Genomic DNA, 20,336 nt, shown 5'->3' with positions numbered 1-20,336 from the left:
GGAAATAAAAAGGACCTGACCCAAAATAAAGGGTCAGCTCCCCTCAACTACTATATCTAATGGCGAATAATTTTTTGCACTGTATATTGCAGTTAAACGAGGATGTCAGACTCTTATGGGCTATCCCTAGTCACCTATTTTTAAGGCAACTTTTCCAAACTGCTTTCCCCCTGCTAAATAATTGAAAGCTTCTTGAGCCTCGCCCAATGAGTAGGTACGATCAACGACAGGATGCATCTTATAATTATCAACATGGTCCAGCATCGCCTTCAGTTCCTGCCTGCTCCCCATTGTTGTTCCAATCAGCTGATACTGCCCATAGAAAAATCTGCGCAGATTAAAATCAACGTTATCCTCTGTAGTTGCTCCAAAAACCACAATTTTTCCACCTTTTTTCAATACATCCAACGAGCGGTTAAATGTGGCTCTTCCTACACTGTCGATTACTAAATCAACCGTCTCATTTTCCAGTTCTTTCACCCAATCCCTATCGTTGTGCAAAAGAATGTCTGCACCTAAATTCCTTGCCTGATTCAATTTCTCTTCACTCCTGGATGATACAATGACTTTTGCTCCCACATTTTTTGCGAATTGAATCAAATAAGTTGCAACACCACTCCCAGCTCCCGGAATAAATACAGTGTCACCTTCTTTTACCTGACCTTTTGTAAACAGTGCTCGAAACCCAGTTAATCCAGCTAAAGCCAGAACACCTGCCTCCTCCCACGAGAGATGTTCAGGCTTTTTCTCTACCTGTTCAGAAGATAGAACAATTTTTTTAGCAAACGTGCCGTGATCCGGCATTCCGAGTATGTCAAATCCCTTTGGTGGTGCATCGGTATTGTTATTCCAGCGAAGAGAAGGATTGATGATCACTTCATCGCCTTTCTTAAAGTCAGTCACACCTTCACCAACTGATTCAACTACTCCGGCACCATCAGAACCAAGGATTAAAGCATCAGCTGTATCATCTATTCGCTTTGACAGACTGAGATCTCTCCGGTTTAAACCAGCTGTTTTTAGCGAAACAACTACTTCCCCCTTACCAGTCTCTGGTTCCTCCATATTTTTTAATTTTAATGCACCATGTTCATATACAAATGCTTCCATTCCAGTCATCCTTTCCTGTAATACGTACTGAATTTTTCCAATTGCTGTTTGTTTGTTATATCATGTGAGAATAAGGGTACGTAGATTAGTTCCTGTTGTGTAAATGTATCTTCAATCAGTGATAAATATTCTTTCTCATGTTCCCGTCGCTGTTTTAAAAATAAGCCATCTGCATGATCTGGTAAAACCTTATTTACAATCAATGTTTTCACATGTAAGTGGTATTTATCAAGTAATTCAACCGCTTTTTTCGTTTCCAGGATGGGAAGCCGTTCCGGATTCAAAACGAATATAAAACCAGTCTCATTCCCGTCCAGTAAAACTTCTCTCGCTTTTGAAAAACGCTCCTGCCTCTCCCTAAGCACATCATAAATCGGGTCCTCAACCGGCTCCCCATCATTTAAGAGTGCGGTGTAATTTTCATTCGTTTTTTTTCTTTTTTGTAATAAACCTTCGATCCATACACCCATTAATTCCGGCAATGACAGTAACCGAATCGTATGGCCTGTCGGTGCTGTGTCAAATACAAGCTTATCAAAATTCTCTCTTTCCTCTAATATAATGGAAATCAATTTATCAAATAATGCAGCTTCATCAGCTCCAGGTGAGGCTTTTGCTGTATCCAGCTGCCGGTGAACCTCTTCCATCATACTTGCATGTACTGTACCCTTAATATTTTCTTTTACACTTCTTATATATTTATCTGTCTCTATATCTGGATCTATTTCCAGTGCATAAAGTTTTTCTGAAACATTTGTAGTGGTGCCTCCAATCGATTGACTGAAGATGTCTCCCAAGTTATGTGCAGGATCTGTGGATATAAGCAGTGTTTTATGACCTTCCCTGGCTGAATTCCAAGCAATTGCAGCTGCGGAAGTCGACTTTCCCACGCCACCCTTTCCACCGACAAAGACAATTTTTTTCTCTAATACTTCCATCGTTTCATATCCCTTCCCTTGCTAGCAGCAGCGAATTCCAGTCAATGGTGACTTTTCCATCCCCATCCGTAGATGCCAATCATGGAATTGTTCAATCATATACGGATACAGTTCAAGTGTATAGTAGTAAACCGGATTTGGTATTCCAATCATCTCGGAATATAAGAGTAGCAGAAATAAATCATCTTCATCCCTGAGTTCTCTGGCAATTTCCTGGCGGTGAGGCATACTTAATACTTCTTCATAGTATTTAATTAACTTTTTCACATTTTCGAGCACGAATTACACCTCCAGTATTACTAGAAAACTTGCTTAGCTTTTGTCAAAGCCTTTTATAGCGAAACACTTTATTGCGCTTATGTAATAGGAAAGTTTCACACTTCCCTATCTGCTCTTTAAATAAAGAAGAGATCATCATGTATTGACCTCTTCCCTATTATATTAAATTAATCCCTATCCATCGGTTGATCGAATTTTCCTCTCATTGCTGAGATTGCAGTTAAAGCAATCCAAAGGGCAAAAACAAAGTTAATTGCACCTAGAACAAACAGTAATGTGTTTGAATCATTGCCCCACCATGACCACTCTAATATAACCTGTTGCCCTAAGGCGTATAATGTCATAAACATTAAAAAAATCATTGGAATCAATGTTATCACGTAATTTCTTCCCAACCGCTTCAGCCAAAGCGAAATTAATAATAAACTGATTCCGGCAAGTAACTGATTCGAAGTCCCGAACAACGGCCAGATCAGATATCCACCCGAGCCAAAGCCGGTCGGACCTTCAGGTATTAATACCAATGCAGCACTTGATACAACTGCAACGGTTGTAGCAACGTGAGTCTTTGTTAAAGCCGGTACATTATATTCCGTTCCCAACTCAGCAATGATATAGCGCATTAAACGTACAGCAGTATCCAATGTCGTTGCCGCAAAGCTGACAACAATGATTGAAACGATGGTCGTCGCTATATCTACAGGTATCGCCAGTCCCTCGGCAAGTACTGCTGCCCCTTCTACAAAGTTACCAAGACCAATTGCATTTGCCTCTGTAAAGCTGGAGTAAGCTGCTGTAAAGTCACTAGTATTTGCAAATAATGTAGCAACAGCCAGAATAGAAAAGTGCAAGTATCCCTTCCCCAACGGCACCGAAGTAACCTACGAAACGTGCATCTGTTTCATTATTTAGCTGCTTGGAAGACGTTCCTGAAGAAACAAGTCCATGAAAACCCGAGATGGCACCACAAGCTACCGTTATAAATAACAGTGGTAACCAGGAAGTCTCAGCATCCGGATTAGTTACCGGTGCTGTTATTTCAGGATTTGTAAACAATAAACCCAAATATAAAATTCCAAGCCCGACCACTAGCTGATGCGAATTAATAAAGTCTCTCGGTTGCAACAGCTTCCATACCGGTAGTGTTGAAGCAATATAAACATAAACCATTAAAATAACAATCCAAATCAGAAATGCAGTAGAAACAGCACCGAGACCAAATAACCCTGTACCGCCTTCTCCTCCCATATATTGAACCAGATCAATTTGCAAAAATTCCATTCGGCTCGCTAAAACTGCAACGAAATACATAATGGCAAGCGCAATCAACGACGGTACAAGCATTTTTATATGTCGTTTGTAAACAGCGTATCCTATCCAAATGGCAAGTGGTATTTGGATAAATACTGGAACTACACTTGCTGGATACGTAATAAATAAGTTTGCGATGACCCAGGCAAATACTGCGTTTACCATTAAAACAAGAATAAGTATAATGAATAAAAACAAGATTTTCCCTCGTTGTCCAATCAATTTGTCAGCAATTGTACCGATTGATTGTCCTTTATTCCGGACAGACAAGGCCAGCGTACCAAAATCATGTACACCCGCTGCAAAAACTGTTCCTAATACGACCCACAGGAATGCAGGCAACCAGCCCCAATATACAGCTATAGCCGGACCAAGAATCGGAGCTGCACCAGCAACTGATGTAAAGTGATGACCCCAGAGTACAAATTTATTCGTCGGTACAAAATCCACTCCATCCTTGTATTTATGCGCAGGCGTTACATAGTTGGGATCCAGTCGAAAAATCTTCTCTGCTACAAACTTAGAATAATAATGATAACCTAATGCAAAAATAATCAATCCAATAAGTGCAACTAAAATACCTGACATTTTTCACCCTCCCCCATTTTATATCGGTTGGTTTTGTGATGAAATCGCGCTTTTCCTCCTCCCATCCATCCTAATTAACGCTATGTGAAAGCGCTATTTTTTAGTACAACTAACTATATTTTATCAATAATTTAATAATTGTAAACTATTTGGAATCTCTATAAACCATAAGAAAAGAGCTGTCGATTGAAACAGCTCTTTTACATCATTAATATAGTTTACCTTGACGGAAAAGTATGGTTGATAATTTCATTACCGCATGAATATAACAGTTTTGCCGAAGAGGGAAATTATCACCAAAGAACTGGGGAAAAACCGTGTCAAAGGTTTTTTGCATTTTATCGTGAAGTTTTTGATAAACTTGCTCTTCATCCAAAAATTGCGTTTCTCTGCCCTGGAGCCATTCCAGATAAGATACGATTACCCCGCCGGCATTCGCTAAAATATCAGGTATTATGATGACTCCTTTATTACTTAGATAGTCATCGGCAGCTTTTGTTAAGGGAGCATTCGCAGCTTCTACGATAATATTTGCCTTTATATCTGTCATATTGTCTTTATGAACCTGCCCACCTAATGCAGCTAAAACCAAAACATCAACATCGAGGCTTAAAACCTCATCGCGATCCATAATAGTTGCCTTAATATTGGCAGCTTCAAGCTCTTCTTCATTAACCGGTAAGTCATTGTTGTTCTCAGCTGTAAATTTAAGCAAATCAGGTATATCAATTCCATCTGAATTATAAAGTGTTACATTCTTATCACTTACAGAGAGAACTTTATTATTTAGATAATCACATTTATATGCTTCCATTGCTGCGACAGAACCAACATTACCAAACCCTTGAATGGCAACGGTAAAGGTATTTTCCTTATTTGCCAATGCTGTCTTCGCGAAAATATTTTCGCGTTCCTCCAGCCAGTGCTTATTTTCTTTTATAAAGTTATGCATTAAATAACGAAAGGTAAAATAAACACCTTTTCCAGTTGCTTTTCTCCTTCCAAGCGAACCTCCATTTACTACACTTTTCCCGGTAAAACTGCTGCGGTATTTCATCCCTGGATGAATACTCTTATATTCACCCATCATCCAGTCCATCTCACGGGCACTGGTTCCTACATCCGGTGCGGGGATATCCTTTTCCGGACCAAGAATCTCACTGAAATACTGTACATACTTTTTACAGATTAGATAAAGTTCCTTCGTTTCGTATTCCCTTGGATTAATTACAACTCCACCTTTTCCTCCGCCAAAAGGAACTTCATGCAGCGCATTTTTTAATGTCATTAAGGAAGCAAGATTACTGACTTCGGATTCTTCTACAGTTTCGTGAAATCGAATCCCGCCTTTATATGGACCTAATATATTATTATGCTGCACCCGAAAAGCAGGTACTCTAACAACCCTCTCATTTTCCAGCGTAACCCGTAAAAATGATTTATGGACATGATTAGGGGTCGAAAGAATGGAAACCAGTGAAGCAAAAGCCTTTTCTCTTGTTTCATCCTTTAAATCTGGTAAGAAAGTTTCATCATCCAGCAATGCTTGTAAGGAATGATGGACAATATCTTTCGTACTGTTTGACATGATTTCCCTCCTAGATTGTTTACAACGATAATTAGTCTAAAGTTTAACAAAAGGGTGGATCAATAACCAATAAAAGCGGTTTACAGGATTATAATAGAAGCACCGCAACGGTCGTGGAAATGAACAATCCAAGCATGACAGGAATGAAATTTTTCCGCACCAGCTCCATTACTGAAACTCCACAAAATCCAGCTATCGCAATCAAAGAAGACCATGCTACAATAGTCCCTCCACCAGTCCAGATTGAACCCATCTGACCGATTGCCGCCAATGTTGCTGCATCAATTGTACCATTTTCCAAGGAGGCTGCGAGGGCGCCGGTAAGCGGTAATCCTGAAAATCCGGATCCATCCAGGCCTGTTATGATACCTATAATTAATATACTAAACCCTGCCAAAATCGCACTTTGTGGCAAATATCCTTGGGCAGAATGCACGAGGTCAAATAATAAGGCTGGTGCACTTTCTTCTACCCCTAAAATACTGCCGGAAAAATCAGGGCTTCCCAGAAAGAAGAATCCCGCAATTGGTATGACCGGTCCCATCGCTTTGAAAGCGAAGACAAACCCATCTGTAATATGGTTACTAATGTAGTCCAGGGCATGGTGTTTACCAAAAGCCACAGTAGACAGCAATAGTAATATTACTGCTACCCCTCCGACAAATGCCGCTCCATCGCCACCAACAAGACCGCTGCTGCCTGAAAAGAGTTTACTGTGTAACATGAAAATAACTACAGCAAGCAGTGATAGTGGTACGAGTATAGCGAAAACCTTACTCCAGGTGGAGAGATTCTTTGTTTGTGCTTTATTTGTCGAGTTTTCCTCTGTTTGTAATGTTTGTAATTCGGTTTCATTTAATACATCATCTTTCGAACGAATCGATTTTCGATAAATCAGATAAGCTGAGCCAATCGCTATAACACCGGCTACTACAGACAGTATCAATGCTTGATCAGCAACAGCTCCTGTGTCAAGACCAGCCGAGGCAGCTGATAAATTAGGAGCCACCTGCACGATATAGTCGGAGGAAAGCGCCATCCCCTGGCCGGCTAACGCGATTGCAACAGCTGCTGTCATTACTGGCAATCCTGCTCTTACTGCTGCTGGGACAAGTAATGCACAGATTAATGGAACAGCGGGTGTCGGCCAAAAGAAAAGGGAAATTACATAGGTTACACCGACCAGCACAAAATAAGAAACATGCCCATTCACCATCATTTTCTGAATCGGCTGAATCATTTTCTGATCTGCACCCAAATCACGTAAAGAATGTAGAAGTGCCAACATGAACGTAATGATTAAAAAGATATTAAAAAGCTCTTGGGCAGCAACAAGGTTTGCATTAAAAATGGCGGTGAATCCATCAATTAAACTTCCTTTATATACCCAGGCGATCACAAATGTTCCAAAAAGTGTCGGTAGTACGACACCCTTTCTAAAAATCATTGTAACTATAATAATGAGCGTAAACAAACCATATAACCAATGGGAAACACCCAATTCCATATTAAACCTTCCTCTCCATAAGAATGGTTATATAGCCTATGCTTTTGAGAGAAAAACGCTACTTCTATACTTGAGTGTGAACAAATTTTACATAAAGATGTTTAGTTTCTTGTGAAAAATGGGTATCAGATTTAAGCATTACAAAGGAGGAGATAATTTGAAACCATTCATCCAAGAATATTCCAATGATGAAAAATTAAAAACAGACGTAAGCATACTGAAAGATAAAGGCATAAATAAAGAGGATATTTATATAATGTCACATGATAATGACAGAACAGAACGTGTAGCTGACGGTTCAGATGCAAATACAGTAGGATTTAAAGAAATGGATTTCATGGAAGCAGTTGGTAATATATTCAGCAGCAAAGGTGATGAGTTACGTACAAAGCTTGAAGAAATAGGATTTACTGAGGCTGAAGCTAATGACTACGAAGAAGACATGGATGAAGGTAAAATATTTTTAATTGTAACCAGTAATGAAAATGTAAATAGCTATTTACTGTAGTATAAATTTTGGACAACCTTGATGCGCAGAGGTTGTCCTTCTAATTTTTTTGCTCTTCAGCAAAGCACTCATTACATAGAAGTTTTCCACTTATTTGTTCTCCATCGAAAAAACCATCCTCACAATAAATATTTTTTCCGCAAGAATCGCATGTTCCAATCAGTTCTCGCATATGACTCCCTCCCCTAAATTCTGGGTACCAGTTACCAGAAATTATTTACGTGTAGAATCCTATATTTTTTCCCACTTAGAGAATTTTTTTAAAAAGGTAACCCCTTTAATTAAGAGGTTACCTTATCGTGAGCGGATAGGCAATTACCTACGCTGCATTTAACAATGTTCTTGGCTGTTTATGGAATAGGAAGAACACGATTAAAGTACACAAAATAAATGACGGAAACATGTAGGAGGTATTGTATAATAAGGAGTATAACCAAGCTGGCTGCCCCTCAACTGCTGATCCAAAAAATACGATTCCGGCAATATAATGTGCAGTGAAGCGCAACGTGGTCCCAAGCAAAACACCACCTGTAATATACGAAAGATAAGCTTTTGTTCTGCCACCCTTCACTGCCTCTTGAATTTGATTCGCAAAAATACCGGAAAGTCCAAGTACAGTAAACGCAAGTCCATAATCAATCAACCCTTGAACAGGATGCAAAATATACCCTGTACCAACTGCAACCTGGAGTATCCCCCATAAAAAACCGGAAAGCAAACCACCTTTTAGTCCCCAGCGGAATGCCACGATAAAGATTGGAATCATTGCGAAAGAAACCGAACCCCCCATTGCCCAAATCTTAAACGATAAACCTGGGATAATATCCAAAAGTAATGCCAATGCTGAAAATATGGCCACCTCGATTAAAAACAATATTTTTCTTGAACTCAAGTCAACTACCTCCCCTTTTTAAAGCACATAAATAAACTTGACATTCCACCAAGTCTTAAAAATTTTATGCTATCTAAACAAACAAAAAAAGCAATGCCAAGGGGAAGACTTCCTGATGGGGAATCCGCTCACATTACTTTTTATTCCATCAAAAAACCACCATCCCTACGCTAGTATTAACTAACAGGTTCGAAGGGTAAGAACAATAAGTTCACTCTCAGCCAAATGGCTCCCCCTGTAGGCTTTATTTCACTTTTTTTATTACATGTATTGTATCTCATTTATCAGATGATGACAACAAGCTTGTTTAACAAATATAGAAAGAAGAAACAGTGTACCGCCTGTACAAAAACTCTATAATGCCAGGAATTCCTCAACATCTTCCACACATAAACCAATTGCATTTTCCCAGAAGTATGGTTTGGTTAAATCAACATTCAGATGTTTGTGAGCCAAATCTTCCACTGTCATACGTCCTGTATCAAGCAATAAGGCAATATAATCATCTTCAAAACTACCATCCTGTTTTTTCGCATATGCATAGATTCCCAAACTGAACAGGTAACCGAATGTATAAGGGAAATTATAGAATGGGACACCTGTTATATGGAAATGCAGTTTGGATGACCAAAAATTGGGGTCATACTCTTCCAATGCTCCATGATACGCTTCTTTCTGTGCTTCAACCATTAACGCATTCAGACGCTTAACCGAAACCATGCCCCGTTTTTCGTTCTTCATAAAAATTATTTTCAAAAATAAACCGTGAATGAATATTCATAAAAAATGCCACACTGCGTTTGATTTTGTCTTCTAGCAGTACCTTTTTTTCCTCTTTGTTTCTTGCACGCTTTACAGACGCGTCGGCAACAATCATTTCAGCAAATGTAGAGGCTGTTTCCGCCACGTTCATAGCATAACCTTGATTTAATTCATGGACATCATTCATGACATGCTGGTGATAAGCATGTCCCAATTCATGAGCAAGTGTTGCAATATTTGAGGAGGTCCCTGAATAAGTCATAAAAATACGTGTTTGTTCACTGTCAGGAAAACTTGTGCAAAATCCTCCCGGCCGTTTCCCTGTTCTGTCTTCTGCTTCAATCCAGCGGTTATCAAAAGCCATTTGAGCAAACGCAGCCATTTTGGGACTGAATGCACGAAATTGTTCAATAATAAAAGCTGCACCCTTCGAGTAACTCGACGTCTTTACAGAAGATGATATTGGTGCCCCAATGTCATACATGCTCAATTTATCCAATCCTAACAGTTCCGCTTTCTTATCCAGATATTTCACAAAGTTCTTTTTATTGTTCGTAATTGCATTCCACATCGCATCCAATGTTTCCCGCTTCATTCGATTTATAGCAAGTGGCTCCTTTAAAACACTCTCCCAATTGCGGTGCTTGTATATTTGAAGTCGAAAACCCGCCAAGTGATTAAGCGTTTTTCCAAATAAATCGGCTTTTCCATTCCATGCCTTATCCAACTGTTCAAATACATATTTGCGTACAGAACGATCCGGATGACTTAATTTATTAGATGCCTGGCCGACAGAATAGGAATTAATCTCACCATCCTCTTCCAGTTCCACTGTCATATTCCCTACAATGGTACCATACATCTGATTCCAGGCATGATAGCCATCCACTGCCAAATCATTGAGCAGTACTTCTTCTTCCACTGGCAACAATCCTTTAGCTTTTTCCCTATTTTCATTTAAAACAAAAGCAATTTCCTTCAGACCTGGTTGGCTTAGTAATGCCTCCCACGCTGTATCATCAATCGAAACGAGTTTTTGATTTAGAGTTGTGCGGATTGTATCCATTTCAGCTTTTAATGCACTGCGCTGAACTATCAGTATATTTGCCTTCTCATCTTTCACACTTTCTGCATGTAAACAGCTGACAAATGCAGACGCTTCACGCAGCTTTTTCAATGTACTTTCAAGCTGTTTTATAATTTTAATCAATTCCTGTGGATTTACTTCTTCCTCTTTAGGCAAATAATTGGTAACCCTTACCGAGAGATGTTTCATTTCAGCTTCTATATTCCTTACATACTGATGAAATTCTGCAGATTCACTTCCACCATCGAAGATTCCATCCAAATCCCATCTTGGGTTATACATTTCCTGCATCAAACCGACCCCCTGAATATATAGCAACACATATTTCATCCTATCCTGTATAATTATAACGAAAAATAAGAATATTTCCATCGTTTTATTAACTACTTTGTTTTTATATGTTTAACGTGAATAATAGAGGGTAAACTTAGATTAGGAGATTTCCCACTATTTCTCTTGACATTATGTATTTATGATTCTATACTAGGTAACAGAAAGTAACCAACGTGTTACATACTATCTTATGGAGGGATTTTTAAATGGCAAAAACAACTTGGAATGTAGACACAGCACACAGTGAAATTGGTTTTACAGTAAAGCATATGATGATTTCAAAAGTAAAAGGTACGTTCAATGATTTTGAAGCAGTTGTTGAAGCAGATGTAGAAGATTTAACGGATTCAAAAGTTGAAGTGACAATTGATACAAGCAGTATTGATACTCGCCAAGAAGGCCGTGATGAACACCTGCGCGGTGAAGACTTCTTTGATGTCGAAAATCATCCGAAGATTACTTTTGTTGCGACTGATATCAAGAAAAAATCAGGTAACAATTATGACGTTACAGGGGATCTGACAATGCGTGGCACCACAAAACCAGTTACAGTTGACGTCGTATTTGAAGGGCAAAGCAAAGACCCAATGAGCGGTAATACGGTTGCCGGCTTTAGTGGTGATACTACAATCAGCCGTAAAGAATTCGGTCTGACTTGGAATGCCCCAGTAGAAACAGGCGGCGTACTTGTTGGTGATGATATTAAAATCCATGTTGAAATTGAAGCACACAAAGCAGAGTAATTTTCTACCAATAATAAAAAGCGGGCAATCTTTTCTCCAAGAAGATTGCCCGCTTTTTTCACAGTTAAGAAAGCATAAAACTTTCTAACTGCATAAGTACAGGCTAGGCCGCCATAAAAGCTTGGGCGTTTAGCCAAGTTTTCAAGGCCTAGTAAGCTGCCATACTGTAGCGAAGAAGCATATTCAGTGTATAAAACTCATAAAAGTTTCCTGATAGAGAAATAAATAATTTGTAACAAAAGCCGTTTTAACCAAGTACTTCTGAGGTAAACTAATAAGAAAGGAGGCAATTAACGATGGGTTTAAATGTTGCACAAAAATTAATAAAGGATCATCTTGTATCAGGACAGATGACTCCCGGTAATGAAATCAGTTTAAAGATTGACCAAACATTAACACAGGATGCTACCGGAACGATGGTCATGCTGGAGTTGGAAGCAATGGGGCTGGATTATGCCAAGACAGAAGCTTCCGCCCAATATGTCGATCATAATTTAATACAGGTGGACAGTAAAAATCCGGATGACCATCTCTTCTTAGAAAGCGCCGCGAAGCGTTTTGGTCTGTATTTCAGCAGACCTGGAAATGGTGTAAGTCACCCGGTGCACATGCAAAGACTGGCAGTACCGGGAAAAACGCTTCTAGGGGCAGATAGCCATACGCCCGCCAATGGCTGTATGGGAATGCTGGCAATGGGTGCTGGCGGTATTGATGTTGCCATGGCAATAGCCGGTGAGCCAATCTATCTGACAATGCCACAAATATTCGGCATCAAATTAACAGGCGAACTGCCTGATTGGGTCAGTGCCAAAGATGTTATCCTTGAACTTCTGCGTCGTTATGATGTAAAAGGTGGTGTAGGAAAAATTCTTGAGTTTTACGGTCCCGGTCTAGAAAATCTTACTGCCATGGATCGTCACGTTATCGCAAATATGGGTGCAGAACTTGGAGCGACCACAACTGTCTTTCCATCAGATAAAGAAATTAAGACATTTTTAAAACAACAGCACCGCGAAGATGACTGGACAGAAATCACTGCAGATAAAGATGCTACGTATGATCTTCATGATGAAATTAACCTGTCAGAGCTGGAACCATTAATCGCAAAACCATCCAGTCCAGGAAATGTCGTTTCCGTTACCGAAGTGGCAGGAACACCAATCTATCAATCCTATATTGGCTCTTCAGCAAATCCGGGATACAGGGATTTTGCAATTGCAGCTGAAATTGTGAAAAATAGGACGATTGCACCAGGATTATCATTTGACATTAATCCATCTTCCCGCCAGATGCTGACAAGTCTGGTAGAGGAATTACACATAGCTAGTCTTCTTCAAGCAGGAGGCAGATTGCATCAGGCAGGTTGCAACGGATGCATAGGCATGGGGCAGGCTCCAGCATCAGGAAGGAACAGCTTACGAACAACACCAAGGAATTTTCCGGGAAGATCAGGAACAAAAGAAGACAGTGTTTATCTTTCCGGCCCTGAAGTAGCGGCGGCTTCTGCTTTAACCGGTGAAATTACTGATCCAAGAACACTTGATTTTCCTTATCCAAAAGTTACTGAACTGAATAACATAAATGTTGATGACCGATTATTGGACGCTCCCCTTCCCAGAGAGGAAGCGAAGCAAACAAATTTGGAAAAGGGGCCGAATATCGTATCGATACCAGAAATGGATGAACTTCCGGATACCTTGGAAATTCCGGTATTACTAAAAGTCGGGGATAATATCTCTACAGACGAAATACTTGCAGGTGGAGCTCGAGTACTGCCATTTCGAAGTAACCTCCCTGAAATCAGTAAATTTACTTTTGAAGCCGTTGACTCCACTTATGTTGAGCGGGGAATCGACAGCAAGGAACTTGGCGGTCATGCAATCGTAGGCGGTTATAACTATGGACAGGGATCCAGCCGTGAACATGCTGCCTTGGCACCTCGTTATCTTGGGTTGCGTGCAGTGTTGGTAAAAGACTTCGCCCGAATTCATTGGCAAAACCTGATTAACTTTGGTATATTGCCACTTACTTTTGCAAATGAAGAGGATTACGATAAGCTGGAAAAAGGAGAAGTACTAACTTTTAAAGACGTAAGAAGTAAATTGAAGCATGGTAATGATCTAACCGCTTCTCTGCAAAACAAAAACGAAAATATTACCTTGGAGCATAACCTCACGGACCGTCAAAAAGACATTGTTTTACATGGCGGCTTAATTAACTGGACAAAGACGAGACAAGGATAATATTAGAGACCTTGCTTTTCGCCAAGGTCTGGTATCTAAAGGCCAAAGCCCGCACTTAAGCAGTAAAAGTTTTATGCTTTCTTACTACTTAAAAAGGATGTCCGCAGACGGACATCCTTTTAATTTGGGTCAAGCTTTCTTTTTCATGAATCATAAGAGATAAGATGCATCAATAATTGCTACATTTGATCCACCTTCTCCTACCTCTAATTGAAAACGACTAACATTATCAAAATTTGTGCTATACCGATACAACTTTTCTGTCGATCTTTTTTCAAGGAAATCCTAATGTGTGTGAAAGAAAGTATCAGGAACTTGGAATTAACCAATTCATTATTCTCCAGTAAAATTTTCTGCCGTTTCAGAGGAGAAAATCCTTACATCCATCCTGCCATTGTCCGCTTGGGCACGAATCAAAATAGGCTCATTATATAGATTTTTGAACACGAAATCAGGCCCCCACCAGCTAACCGTTGCATCACGTCCTGGCGGTACATATGGAACCTCCCTGCTATGTGCATAGCGCTCTACAATTTGTATGCCCTTTAAGTCCACCGCATTAAAAAGTGTTGAAGATACTTGGCAGATTCCCCCACCAATATCCTCTGCCAATTCTCCTTTTACAATTACAGGAGCGCGCTTATAACCTCTTTCAGCTGTACGTTCCCCAACAATATCATTAAACGAAAAAGTCTCTCCTGGGAAAACCACATGATTATTGATCGCTTTCGTTGATAGATCTATATTATGAGACCTTTCTGTATTGGTCTTCCTAAAGTTTGTAACATAGCTCCCAAGTTCCTTCACACGTATGTCTTTCAGCAAGGCACGATCCACCCTGGGGTAAACATATCTCTTAGGTACTTCAAGTTTTGTAGTTGTTTCACTATAGAAAGCTTCTCTGAATAATATATGGAACTTCCTTTTGTCAATAGTTATACCTGGTTCCCCTTCAATAATTTCTCCTTTCTTATCGAGCTTTGCATTAACTGGTTCCTTATGTAATTTCTCTTCCAGTATTTTTATGAGGAAATTTAGTCTACTTTCGTCAATGAAAAGCTTATCAAGATGAGGTAAAGCGTATTGTTCAACTTCAACTTTTTCCATCGTTACATTATTATCGGTCAAATCCAGGCTTGCCAACACTTGATGAGAGGGTATAGATAGTAAAAGTATTGTCATAATCACAATTTTCATCAGAAAACCTCCTCTTTCTAGTATTAGAAAAAGGCAAAAAAATAACCGGGATTTTTCCCGGAATTTTTTAAAAGGCTTTGGTCAAGTCCTGGCCTATAGTTATACATTAAGAAAATTTTATACTTTTGTATGAAAATAACTGTTATTACAACGGGAAAAATTATTCAGTATAACCACCATCAACCAAGATTATACCTTTTTCTGATTAGCTCATTAACGTCGCATTTTATATCTTTTGTGTTAAAAGCAACATATCTTTCGGTGGGTCGAGTTGGTTTCTTAACTGCTAAAAGAGGTAGATAGCAAATGCAACCAGTGACAAAAATATCGCGATCGAATAAATCCAAATCTGAATCGGCACATTGGATTTCAAGGAGCTCTCTTCATAATCCAAGGATCGTTTTATTTCATCCTGCACCGTCTCCCCTTCTTTTTCGTATTTTTTCATTTTATTTTCTTCCTGTTTAAACGCAAAAAACGTACCGCCAATAGCAAAAATAGATAAAAGTATTAATACAATAATAAGTCCTGCGCTCATATAAATCCCCTCCATGTCAATCATAACTCAAGAATTATGTTGCGTCAGTGATATAAAACACACCTCCCTACATAAGACACTCAGAAGGTAGACAATAAATAAAACAGCCATCTGGCTTAAAATGCCTGATGGCCATTTCTTTCACTATCGATAATCTCTTGTATCCTCCAGGTAGTCACTTGCAAGTCTGTACCCCACTACTGTTGCAAGAACAACTAATATTCCACATAGAGTTCTTTTCATTCTAAAACTTACCTCCCCATTTAGTTGCTTCATTCAGCTACAATATCTGATTAAAAAATCATATTAAAATGGACGTACTTTACCTTTTTTCAGCAATAATTTTGGTCCACCGATAAGGAATAGAGAACGATTATCAACTACTTTTTTCATTGCAGCGGCTGATTTCCCTTGAAGTTTGTAATCGTCAAATACGGTTCCAATTCCATCTGTAGTCCCTAGAGATGCTACTGTACCTTTACTTTTGAAAACAAATTCTTCTGTTGGCTGATTTGTGAGAAGCGCTTTAATATTTCTTGCTGCAACATCAGCTTCCTGCATTGCTAACTGAGCAGTCGGTCCATACGGCCGATCTTCTTCCTTGTTCCACACCCAGGAACAATCCCCCAATACGAAGATATCCTCTTCACCTTCAACACGAAGGTCAGCATTTACATTAACTTTACCTTTTACTAATTCAAAGCCGGATTTTCCTAATACAGAGCTGCCTTTTACTCCACCGGTCCATACAACAGTACCTGCTTTGATTAATTCATTATCGTCACCTACTATAAATCCTTCTGGTGTACATTCAGAGATAGGAGCTCCGATTCTGAATTCCACTCCACGTTCTTCAAGTGATTGTTTCGCATAGGCTACAAGTTCCTTATCAAACATTGGAATAATGGATGGTGCAGCCTCGATATTAATAATACGGACTTTACTGCGGTCGACATCATACTTTTTACATAGTTCCGGCACTCTCTCTGCAAGTTCACCAACAAATTCAATTCCAGTGAATCCGCCACCGCCAACCAGGATATTCAAACTGTTTTCATCAGGATTCTCATCTGTTTTATATTTCGCAAATTGATATTCAATATGCTCACTGATTAAACGGCTGGAATCAATATCCTCAATTGCGAATGCATGCTCAGCCATTCCTTTGATCCCAAAATCATTTGATTCAAAACCAAGTGCAAATACAAGGTAGTCATAAGTGATTTCGCTATTTTCCAAGACAACCGTTTTCTCTTCTTTATTCACTTTGACAACTGAATCATAAATGAGGCGAACTCTTTTTGGACTAACTACATCACTAATCATTACACGCGCCTGATTTGGGTTGATTGTTCCTGCAGCTACCTCATGCAGCCATGTTGATTCATAATGATAATTATGTTTGTTAACAAGTACAATTTCAGCTTCTTCAGGAAGTATTTTTTGTGTTAATCGTTTTGTTGTCGTTAATCCGGCGTAACCTGCTCCCAGAACGACAATTTTTGGTTTAGACATACAAACTTTCCCCTTCCATTTTCAGTTCTAAGTAACTTACATTAATTACAAAGTTAAGCTTATAAACACTATAGATTACTCTGTCCATAATACCAAAGTTCTTTTCATTAAGCTAATACTTTTATTCTTTTCGTAAAAACTATGCAGATACTAATTTTCCCGGTTATTACACCGGTCTTACTGTTATTTCATTCACATTTACATAATCAGGCTGTGTTACAGCATAGAGAACTGCTCTTGCTACATCATTCGCTTCAAGCGGCTTCCGATCATTTGCTTCACCATGTTTTTCCAACACTCTTTCTGTATCAACCCGGCCTGGGGATATATTGCTAACTCTGACGCCAGTTCTGGCAAGCTCTTTCTCCAAACTCATTGACAGAGCCCGTACCGCAAATTTTGTTGCGGCATATACACCACTAGTTTTGGATACCTCATGACCGGAAACGGATGAAATATTAACAATATGTCCAGACGATCTTTCAACCATGTCTGGTAAAACGGAATTTATGCCATATAATACACCTTTAACATTTACATCAATCATCTGATCCCATTCATCAACATCCCCTTTTTGAAGAGAGGAAGATAATACAAGTCCTGCATTGTTTACGTAAATATCGATATTTCCAAATGTGTCTGTAGCCTTTTTATATAACTCATTGACTTCTGATTTATTTGTTACATCCGTTTGAACCGCTAATGCACGACCCCCGTCTTGTGTGTTTATGTCTCCGGCAATATTATTCAATTTATCCATACTGCGGGCTGCCAGGATGACATTTGTGCCTTCGTTAGCAAGATGTTCAGCAGTTGCCTGTCCAATTCCGCTGCTTGCGCCTGTTATGATTGCTGTTTTCCCTTTTAGATTAAGCATTTTTAACCTCCTTAAGATTTATTGGGATTCTCATCATTTTCGTCTTCTTTTTGTTCACTTTCCTGGTCTCCGCCTTCCGAGTCACCTTCATCATTTCCCGAAATATTATCCTCTTCTGTATTATTTTCAATCCCGGAATCACTCTCATCTTCAGAACCGGTTCCTTCCTCTGAATTTCCATTTTCTACATTACTTTCGCTATCAGAACTGCTTTCGTCTCCTGAATCGGTTCCATTTCCTGTATCGCTCTCACTTCCTGTGCTGTCCCCACTTCCTGAACTGCTTCCACTTTCTGTTTTGCCCTCACTTCCTGTGCTGCTTCCGTTTCCTGAACTGTTCTCACCTTCTGAATTGCCCTCACTTCCTGAACCGCCTTTGCTTTCTGATCCTGTCCCACTTCCTGAATTGCTGCCACTACCTGAATAGTTTCCACTTTTCGTGCTGCTTTCATTTCCAGCAGAATCGCCATATCCCGTGCTTGGGGAGTAATAGTCATTTTCAGTGTTATTTGTGTTTATTGTATTACTTTCATCCAATTCATTTGATTCATCAAGACGATTCACTTCTCCAGAATTTTTCTCTTGCTCTACTTCATTAAGTACCTCTTCTACTGTTTCCGTTTCTTCTTTCTTTAAAACAAATGAATCCATATCAGCTAGTATATGTGCACCTAAATTTTCTTTTTTATTTACTTCACTTGGCTCAGCATCCTCGTCAGAAGTTATAACAATCTTTTCTTCTATTTCTTCTTCAGCTTCTTTATCAGTATCTTGCTTTTCCAGCTCTATATCAGAGAAATCATTTTTGGTTGTATTGGAATGATGAATTCCAAAACTAACAACGATGATAAAAGCAGTTAACGTAAAAATATTGATGATAATAAGTTTCTTATTTTTCATCTCTTCGCTCCTTCAAAATTTGTTTCTTTATGTCAGTTTATCTCGTCTTTTAAAACTTCCTCTATTGTACGCTTATTTCACTTCCATTTTCAATTACTAATTGGAAATATTTGTTTAGATAACTTGACTTATCGTCCAACCTTAGAAAAATATTATTAATCATTTCTGAATATTTTTGTGTTAAACGCTTACAAAAAATATGTTATAATATTTTTAATTACTTTTTATTATCAATTTAATGTGAATTCTAATGGGAGTAAAGGTGGGATCTAAGATGATTGATACAAAGGTACGTGTAGTTAATAGATATGGAGAAGATGTGACACCAAATGGCAAGGAAATTGGTGAGATTATTGTAAAGGGTAATGGTGTGACAACAAACGAAGAGGTAGTTAATCAGAATCTGATTGATGGCTGGTTACACACCGGGGACATGGGAACTATCGATGAGCAGGGGAGAATCGACGTGGTTGATCGTAATAAAGAAACAATTCAAGACGGAGAAAATATCTCTCCACTTGAAATAGAAAGTATATTTTATCAGCATCCGGCAGTAAAGGATGTTGCTCTGATTATATTGCCTCACGTGGAACTGGGTGAAACCTCTCATGCGTTTGTTGTCCGTAGTGAGGATTCCGATATAACCGAACAGGAACTAATCGATTTTGCCAAACGAAAACTGAAACCATCTGACTGTCCGACAGAAATTAAGTTCATGGATGAATTGCCTAAAACTGCAAGCGGAAAGATTTTGAAAGTCCAATTACGTGAATTGATTTAATGATATACAATGAAAAAGCTTGTATCAAAAAACGCAGGGAATGTGATACAAGCTTTTTATATTGTTAGTTAATGGTTCTTCTTTACATAGAGCCTTCCTCTTTCCAACCATTCCTGCTTTGCTTCATTTTTTCTTTGTTTTTCATCATATTTCTTGAAGTATATTTTTGCTGTGTTTAACATTTCCGCCCATGTTGGGAAGAATAACATGTCAATATTTTCCGGCTTATTACTGTGGGGAATTTTATTATTCATGCATATTCCATATATTCTATCCGTATTTTCCAATAAACCAGAAAGTAAAGCGATTTGTTCGTCATTATTAGAGAAAACCTTCTCAATCTTCCCAAGATAGTTGGATTCATGTTTATTAAATGACACAGCATCACAGCGTTTACTGCTGTGATAAACCTTTTTATTACTGGCATTAATCCACATGAGCGTTCCAAAAGCTAAGTTACTCTGAAGATACATGGTTACTTTCTTCACCCTATCATCCCTTATAAGAGGAGACAAATTAGCATTTACATACAATTCATCGATATATCCGTTTGTTGAATTTTGCTAGGCTCCTATTACAAGCATACACTAGTTATGTCCAAAAGTTATGTATTACCCTTTATTCTGATTTATACAACTAA

The 20,336-nt window shown here is 38.9% G+C and carries 17 protein-coding genes, 2 pseudogenes and 1 riboswitch; of the genes and pseudogenes, 4 read left to right on the top strand and 15 right to left on the bottom strand.

Translation table 11 applies throughout. The annotated features are described in order from the left end of the window. Positions 1–126: 126 nt before the first annotated feature. The 6 genes and pseudogenes from ACZ427_RS06275 to ACZ427_RS06250 form a co-directional block, all read right to left on the bottom strand. Positions 127–1,110, bottom strand: a complete 984-nt coding sequence (locus ACZ427_RS06275) for a zinc-binding dehydrogenase (protein ID WP_461179249.1) — start codon at positions 1,108–1,110, stop codon at positions 127–129. 5 nt (positions 1,111–1,115) lie between these two features. Then, positions 1,116–2,048 carry an ArsA family ATPase gene (locus ACZ427_RS06270; RefSeq protein WP_461179250.1) on the bottom strand — a complete coding sequence of 311 codons (933 nt, stop codon included), beginning with the start codon at positions 2,046–2,048 and terminating at the stop codon, positions 1,116–1,118. A 21-nt stretch (positions 2,049–2,069) separates the two neighbouring features. Continuing rightward, complete coding sequence (locus ACZ427_RS06265) at positions 2,070–2,327, bottom strand: cory-CC-star protein (RefSeq protein WP_461179251.1); 258 nt, start codon at positions 2,325–2,327, stop codon at positions 2,070–2,072. A gap of 167 nt (positions 2,328–2,494) precedes the next feature. Further along, positions 2,495–4,226 (bottom strand): annotated as a pseudogene (locus ACZ427_RS06260) (carbon starvation CstA family protein). 208 nt (positions 4,227–4,434) lie between these two features. Next, complete coding sequence (locus ACZ427_RS06255) at positions 4,435–5,814, bottom strand: Glu/Leu/Phe/Val family dehydrogenase (RefSeq protein ID WP_461179252.1); 1,380 nt, start codon at positions 5,812–5,814, stop codon at positions 4,435–4,437. An 88-nt stretch (positions 5,815–5,902) separates the two neighbouring features. Beyond that, a complete protein-coding gene (locus ACZ427_RS06250; RefSeq protein WP_461179253.1) occupies positions 5,903–7,321 on the bottom strand; it encodes a hypothetical protein in 1,419 nt (472 codons plus the stop codon). Positions 7,322–7,478: 157 nt separating this feature from the next. Between ACZ427_RS06250 and ACZ427_RS06245 the strand changes: the two genes are divergently transcribed. Beyond that, on the top strand, positions 7,479–7,829 hold the full coding sequence (locus tag ACZ427_RS06245) for a YflT domain-containing protein (RefSeq protein WP_461179254.1): 351 nt from the start codon (positions 7,479–7,481) through the stop codon (positions 7,827–7,829). Positions 7,830–7,869: 40 nt separating this feature from the next. Here the strand turns inward: ACZ427_RS06245 and ACZ427_RS06240 are convergent, their stop codons facing one another. The 3 genes and pseudogenes from ACZ427_RS06240 to ACZ427_RS06230 all read right to left on the bottom strand — a co-directional run bounded on the left by ACZ427_RS06240 (position 7,870) and on the right by ACZ427_RS06230 (position 10,861). Beyond that, positions 7,870–8,001, bottom strand: coding sequence for a hypothetical protein (locus ACZ427_RS06240; RefSeq protein ID WP_461179255.1), 132 nt, complete (start codon positions 7,999–8,001; stop codon positions 7,870–7,872). A gap of 147 nt (positions 8,002–8,148) precedes the next feature. Beyond that, entirely contained in the window at positions 8,149–8,721 is a 573-nt protein-coding gene (gene thiT, locus ACZ427_RS06235) for an energy-coupled thiamine transporter ThiT (protein WP_461179256.1), read from the bottom strand. A 145-nt stretch (positions 8,722–8,866) separates the two neighbouring features. Then, a riboswitch (TPP riboswitch) is annotated at positions 8,867–8,967 on the bottom strand. Positions 8,968–9,075: 108 nt separating this feature from the next. Then, positions 9,076–10,861: pseudogene (locus ACZ427_RS06230) on the bottom strand (M3 family oligoendopeptidase). A gap of 248 nt (positions 10,862–11,109) precedes the next feature. Between ACZ427_RS06230 and ACZ427_RS06225 the strand changes: the two are divergent. Together ACZ427_RS06225 and ACZ427_RS06220 are read left to right on the top strand one after the other, a co-directional pair. Next, positions 11,110–11,646, top strand: coding sequence for a YceI family protein (locus ACZ427_RS06225; RefSeq protein ID WP_461179257.1), 537 nt, complete (start codon positions 11,110–11,112; stop codon positions 11,644–11,646). A gap of 296 nt (positions 11,647–11,942) precedes the next feature. Then, positions 11,943–13,889 (top strand): aconitate hydratase, encoded by a 1,947-nt coding sequence (locus ACZ427_RS06220; RefSeq protein WP_461179258.1) that lies wholly within the window; start codon positions 11,943–11,945, stop codon positions 13,887–13,889. A 333-nt stretch (positions 13,890–14,222) separates the two neighbouring features. On the opposite strand, the gene ACZ427_RS06215 is transcribed toward ACZ427_RS06220, so the two are convergent. The 5 genes from ACZ427_RS06215 to ACZ427_RS06195 form a co-directional block, all read right to left on the bottom strand. Beyond that, positions 14,223–14,996 carry a VanW family protein gene (locus ACZ427_RS06215; RefSeq protein ID WP_464883542.1) on the bottom strand — a complete coding sequence of 258 codons (774 nt, stop codon included), beginning with the start codon at positions 14,994–14,996 and terminating at the stop codon, positions 14,223–14,225. A gap of 376 nt (positions 14,997–15,372) precedes the next feature. After that, the gene (locus tag ACZ427_RS06210; protein ID WP_461179260.1) at positions 15,373–15,624 is read right to left on the bottom strand and encodes a hypothetical protein; all 252 of its coding nucleotides are present in this window, start codon (positions 15,622–15,624) and stop codon (positions 15,373–15,375) included. A 306-nt stretch (positions 15,625–15,930) separates the two neighbouring features. Then, a complete protein-coding gene (locus ACZ427_RS06205; protein WP_461179261.1) occupies positions 15,931–17,139 on the bottom strand; it encodes an NAD(P)/FAD-dependent oxidoreductase in 1,209 nt (402 codons plus the stop codon). Positions 17,140–17,305: 166 nt separating this feature from the next. Then, a complete protein-coding gene (locus ACZ427_RS06200; RefSeq protein ID WP_461179262.1) occupies positions 17,306–18,016 on the bottom strand; it encodes an SDR family oxidoreductase in 711 nt (236 codons plus the stop codon). Between the two features lie 11 nt (positions 18,017–18,027). Beyond that, positions 18,028–18,915 carry a hypothetical protein gene (locus ACZ427_RS06195; protein WP_461179263.1) on the bottom strand — a complete coding sequence of 296 codons (888 nt, stop codon included), beginning with the start codon at positions 18,913–18,915 and terminating at the stop codon, positions 18,028–18,030. A 274-nt stretch (positions 18,916–19,189) separates the two neighbouring features. Here ACZ427_RS06195 and ACZ427_RS06190 point away from each other — a divergent pair, with 274 nt between their 5' ends. After that, positions 19,190–19,696 (top strand): class I adenylate-forming enzyme family protein, encoded by a 507-nt coding sequence (locus ACZ427_RS06190; RefSeq protein ID WP_461179264.1) that lies wholly within the window; start codon positions 19,190–19,192, stop codon positions 19,694–19,696. Positions 19,697–19,764: 68 nt separating this feature from the next. Here the strand turns inward: ACZ427_RS06190 and ACZ427_RS06185 are convergent, their stop codons facing one another. After that, positions 19,765–20,229 (bottom strand): hypothetical protein, encoded by a 465-nt coding sequence (locus ACZ427_RS06185; protein ID WP_461179265.1) that lies wholly within the window; start codon positions 20,227–20,229, stop codon positions 19,765–19,767. Positions 20,230–20,336: the final 107 nt, after the last annotated feature.

The sequence above is a fragment of the Virgibacillus ainsalahensis genome, from assembly GCF_055380755.1.
This window is presented reverse-complemented; position numbering and strand designations above follow the sequence as displayed.

Bases quoted from the DNA above. Each gene is read 5' to 3' on its own strand.
- ACZ427_RS06275 (WP_461179249.1), bottom strand. From the start codon at position 1,110: ATGGAAGCATTTGTATATGAACATGGTGCATTAAAATTAAAAAATATG.
- ACZ427_RS06270 (WP_461179250.1), bottom strand. From the start codon at position 2,048: ATGGAAGTATTAGAGAAAAAAATTGTCTTTGTCGGTGGAAAGGGTGGC.
- ACZ427_RS06255 (WP_461179252.1), bottom strand. From the start codon at position 5,814: ATGTCAAACAGTACGAAAGATATTGTCCATCATTCCTTACAAGCATTG.
- ACZ427_RS06250 (WP_461179253.1), bottom strand. From the start codon at position 7,321: ATGGAATTGGGTGTTTCCCATTGGTTATATGGTTTGTTTACGCTCATT.
- ACZ427_RS06240 (WP_461179255.1), bottom strand. From the start codon at position 8,001: ATGCGAGAACTGATTGGAACATGCGATTCTTGCGGAAAAAATATTTAT.
- ACZ427_RS06225 (WP_461179257.1), top strand. From the start codon at position 11,110: ATGGCAAAAACAACTTGGAATGTAGACACAGCACACAGTGAAATTGGT.
- ACZ427_RS06220 (WP_461179258.1), top strand. From the start codon at position 11,943: ATGGGTTTAAATGTTGCACAAAAATTAATAAAGGATCATCTTGTATCA.
- ACZ427_RS06215 (WP_464883542.1), bottom strand. From the start codon at position 14,996: ATGGAAAAAGTTGAAGTTGAACAATACGCTTTACCTCATCTTGATAAG.
- ACZ427_RS06210 (WP_461179260.1), bottom strand. From the start codon at position 15,624: ATGAGCGCAGGACTTATTATTGTATTAATACTTTTATCTATTTTTGCT.
- ACZ427_RS06205 (WP_461179261.1), bottom strand. From the start codon at position 17,139: ATGTCTAAACCAAAAATTGTCGTTCTGGGAGCAGGTTACGCCGGATTA.
- ACZ427_RS06200 (WP_461179262.1), bottom strand. From the start codon at position 18,016: ATGCTTAATCTAAAAGGGAAAACAGCAATCATAACAGGCGCAAGCAGC.
- ACZ427_RS06195 (WP_461179263.1), bottom strand. From the start codon at position 18,915: ATGAAAAATAAGAAACTTATTATCATCAATATTTTTACGTTAACTGCT.
- ACZ427_RS06190 (WP_461179264.1), top strand. From the start codon at position 19,190: ATGATTGATACAAAGGTACGTGTAGTTAATAGATATGGAGAAGATGTG.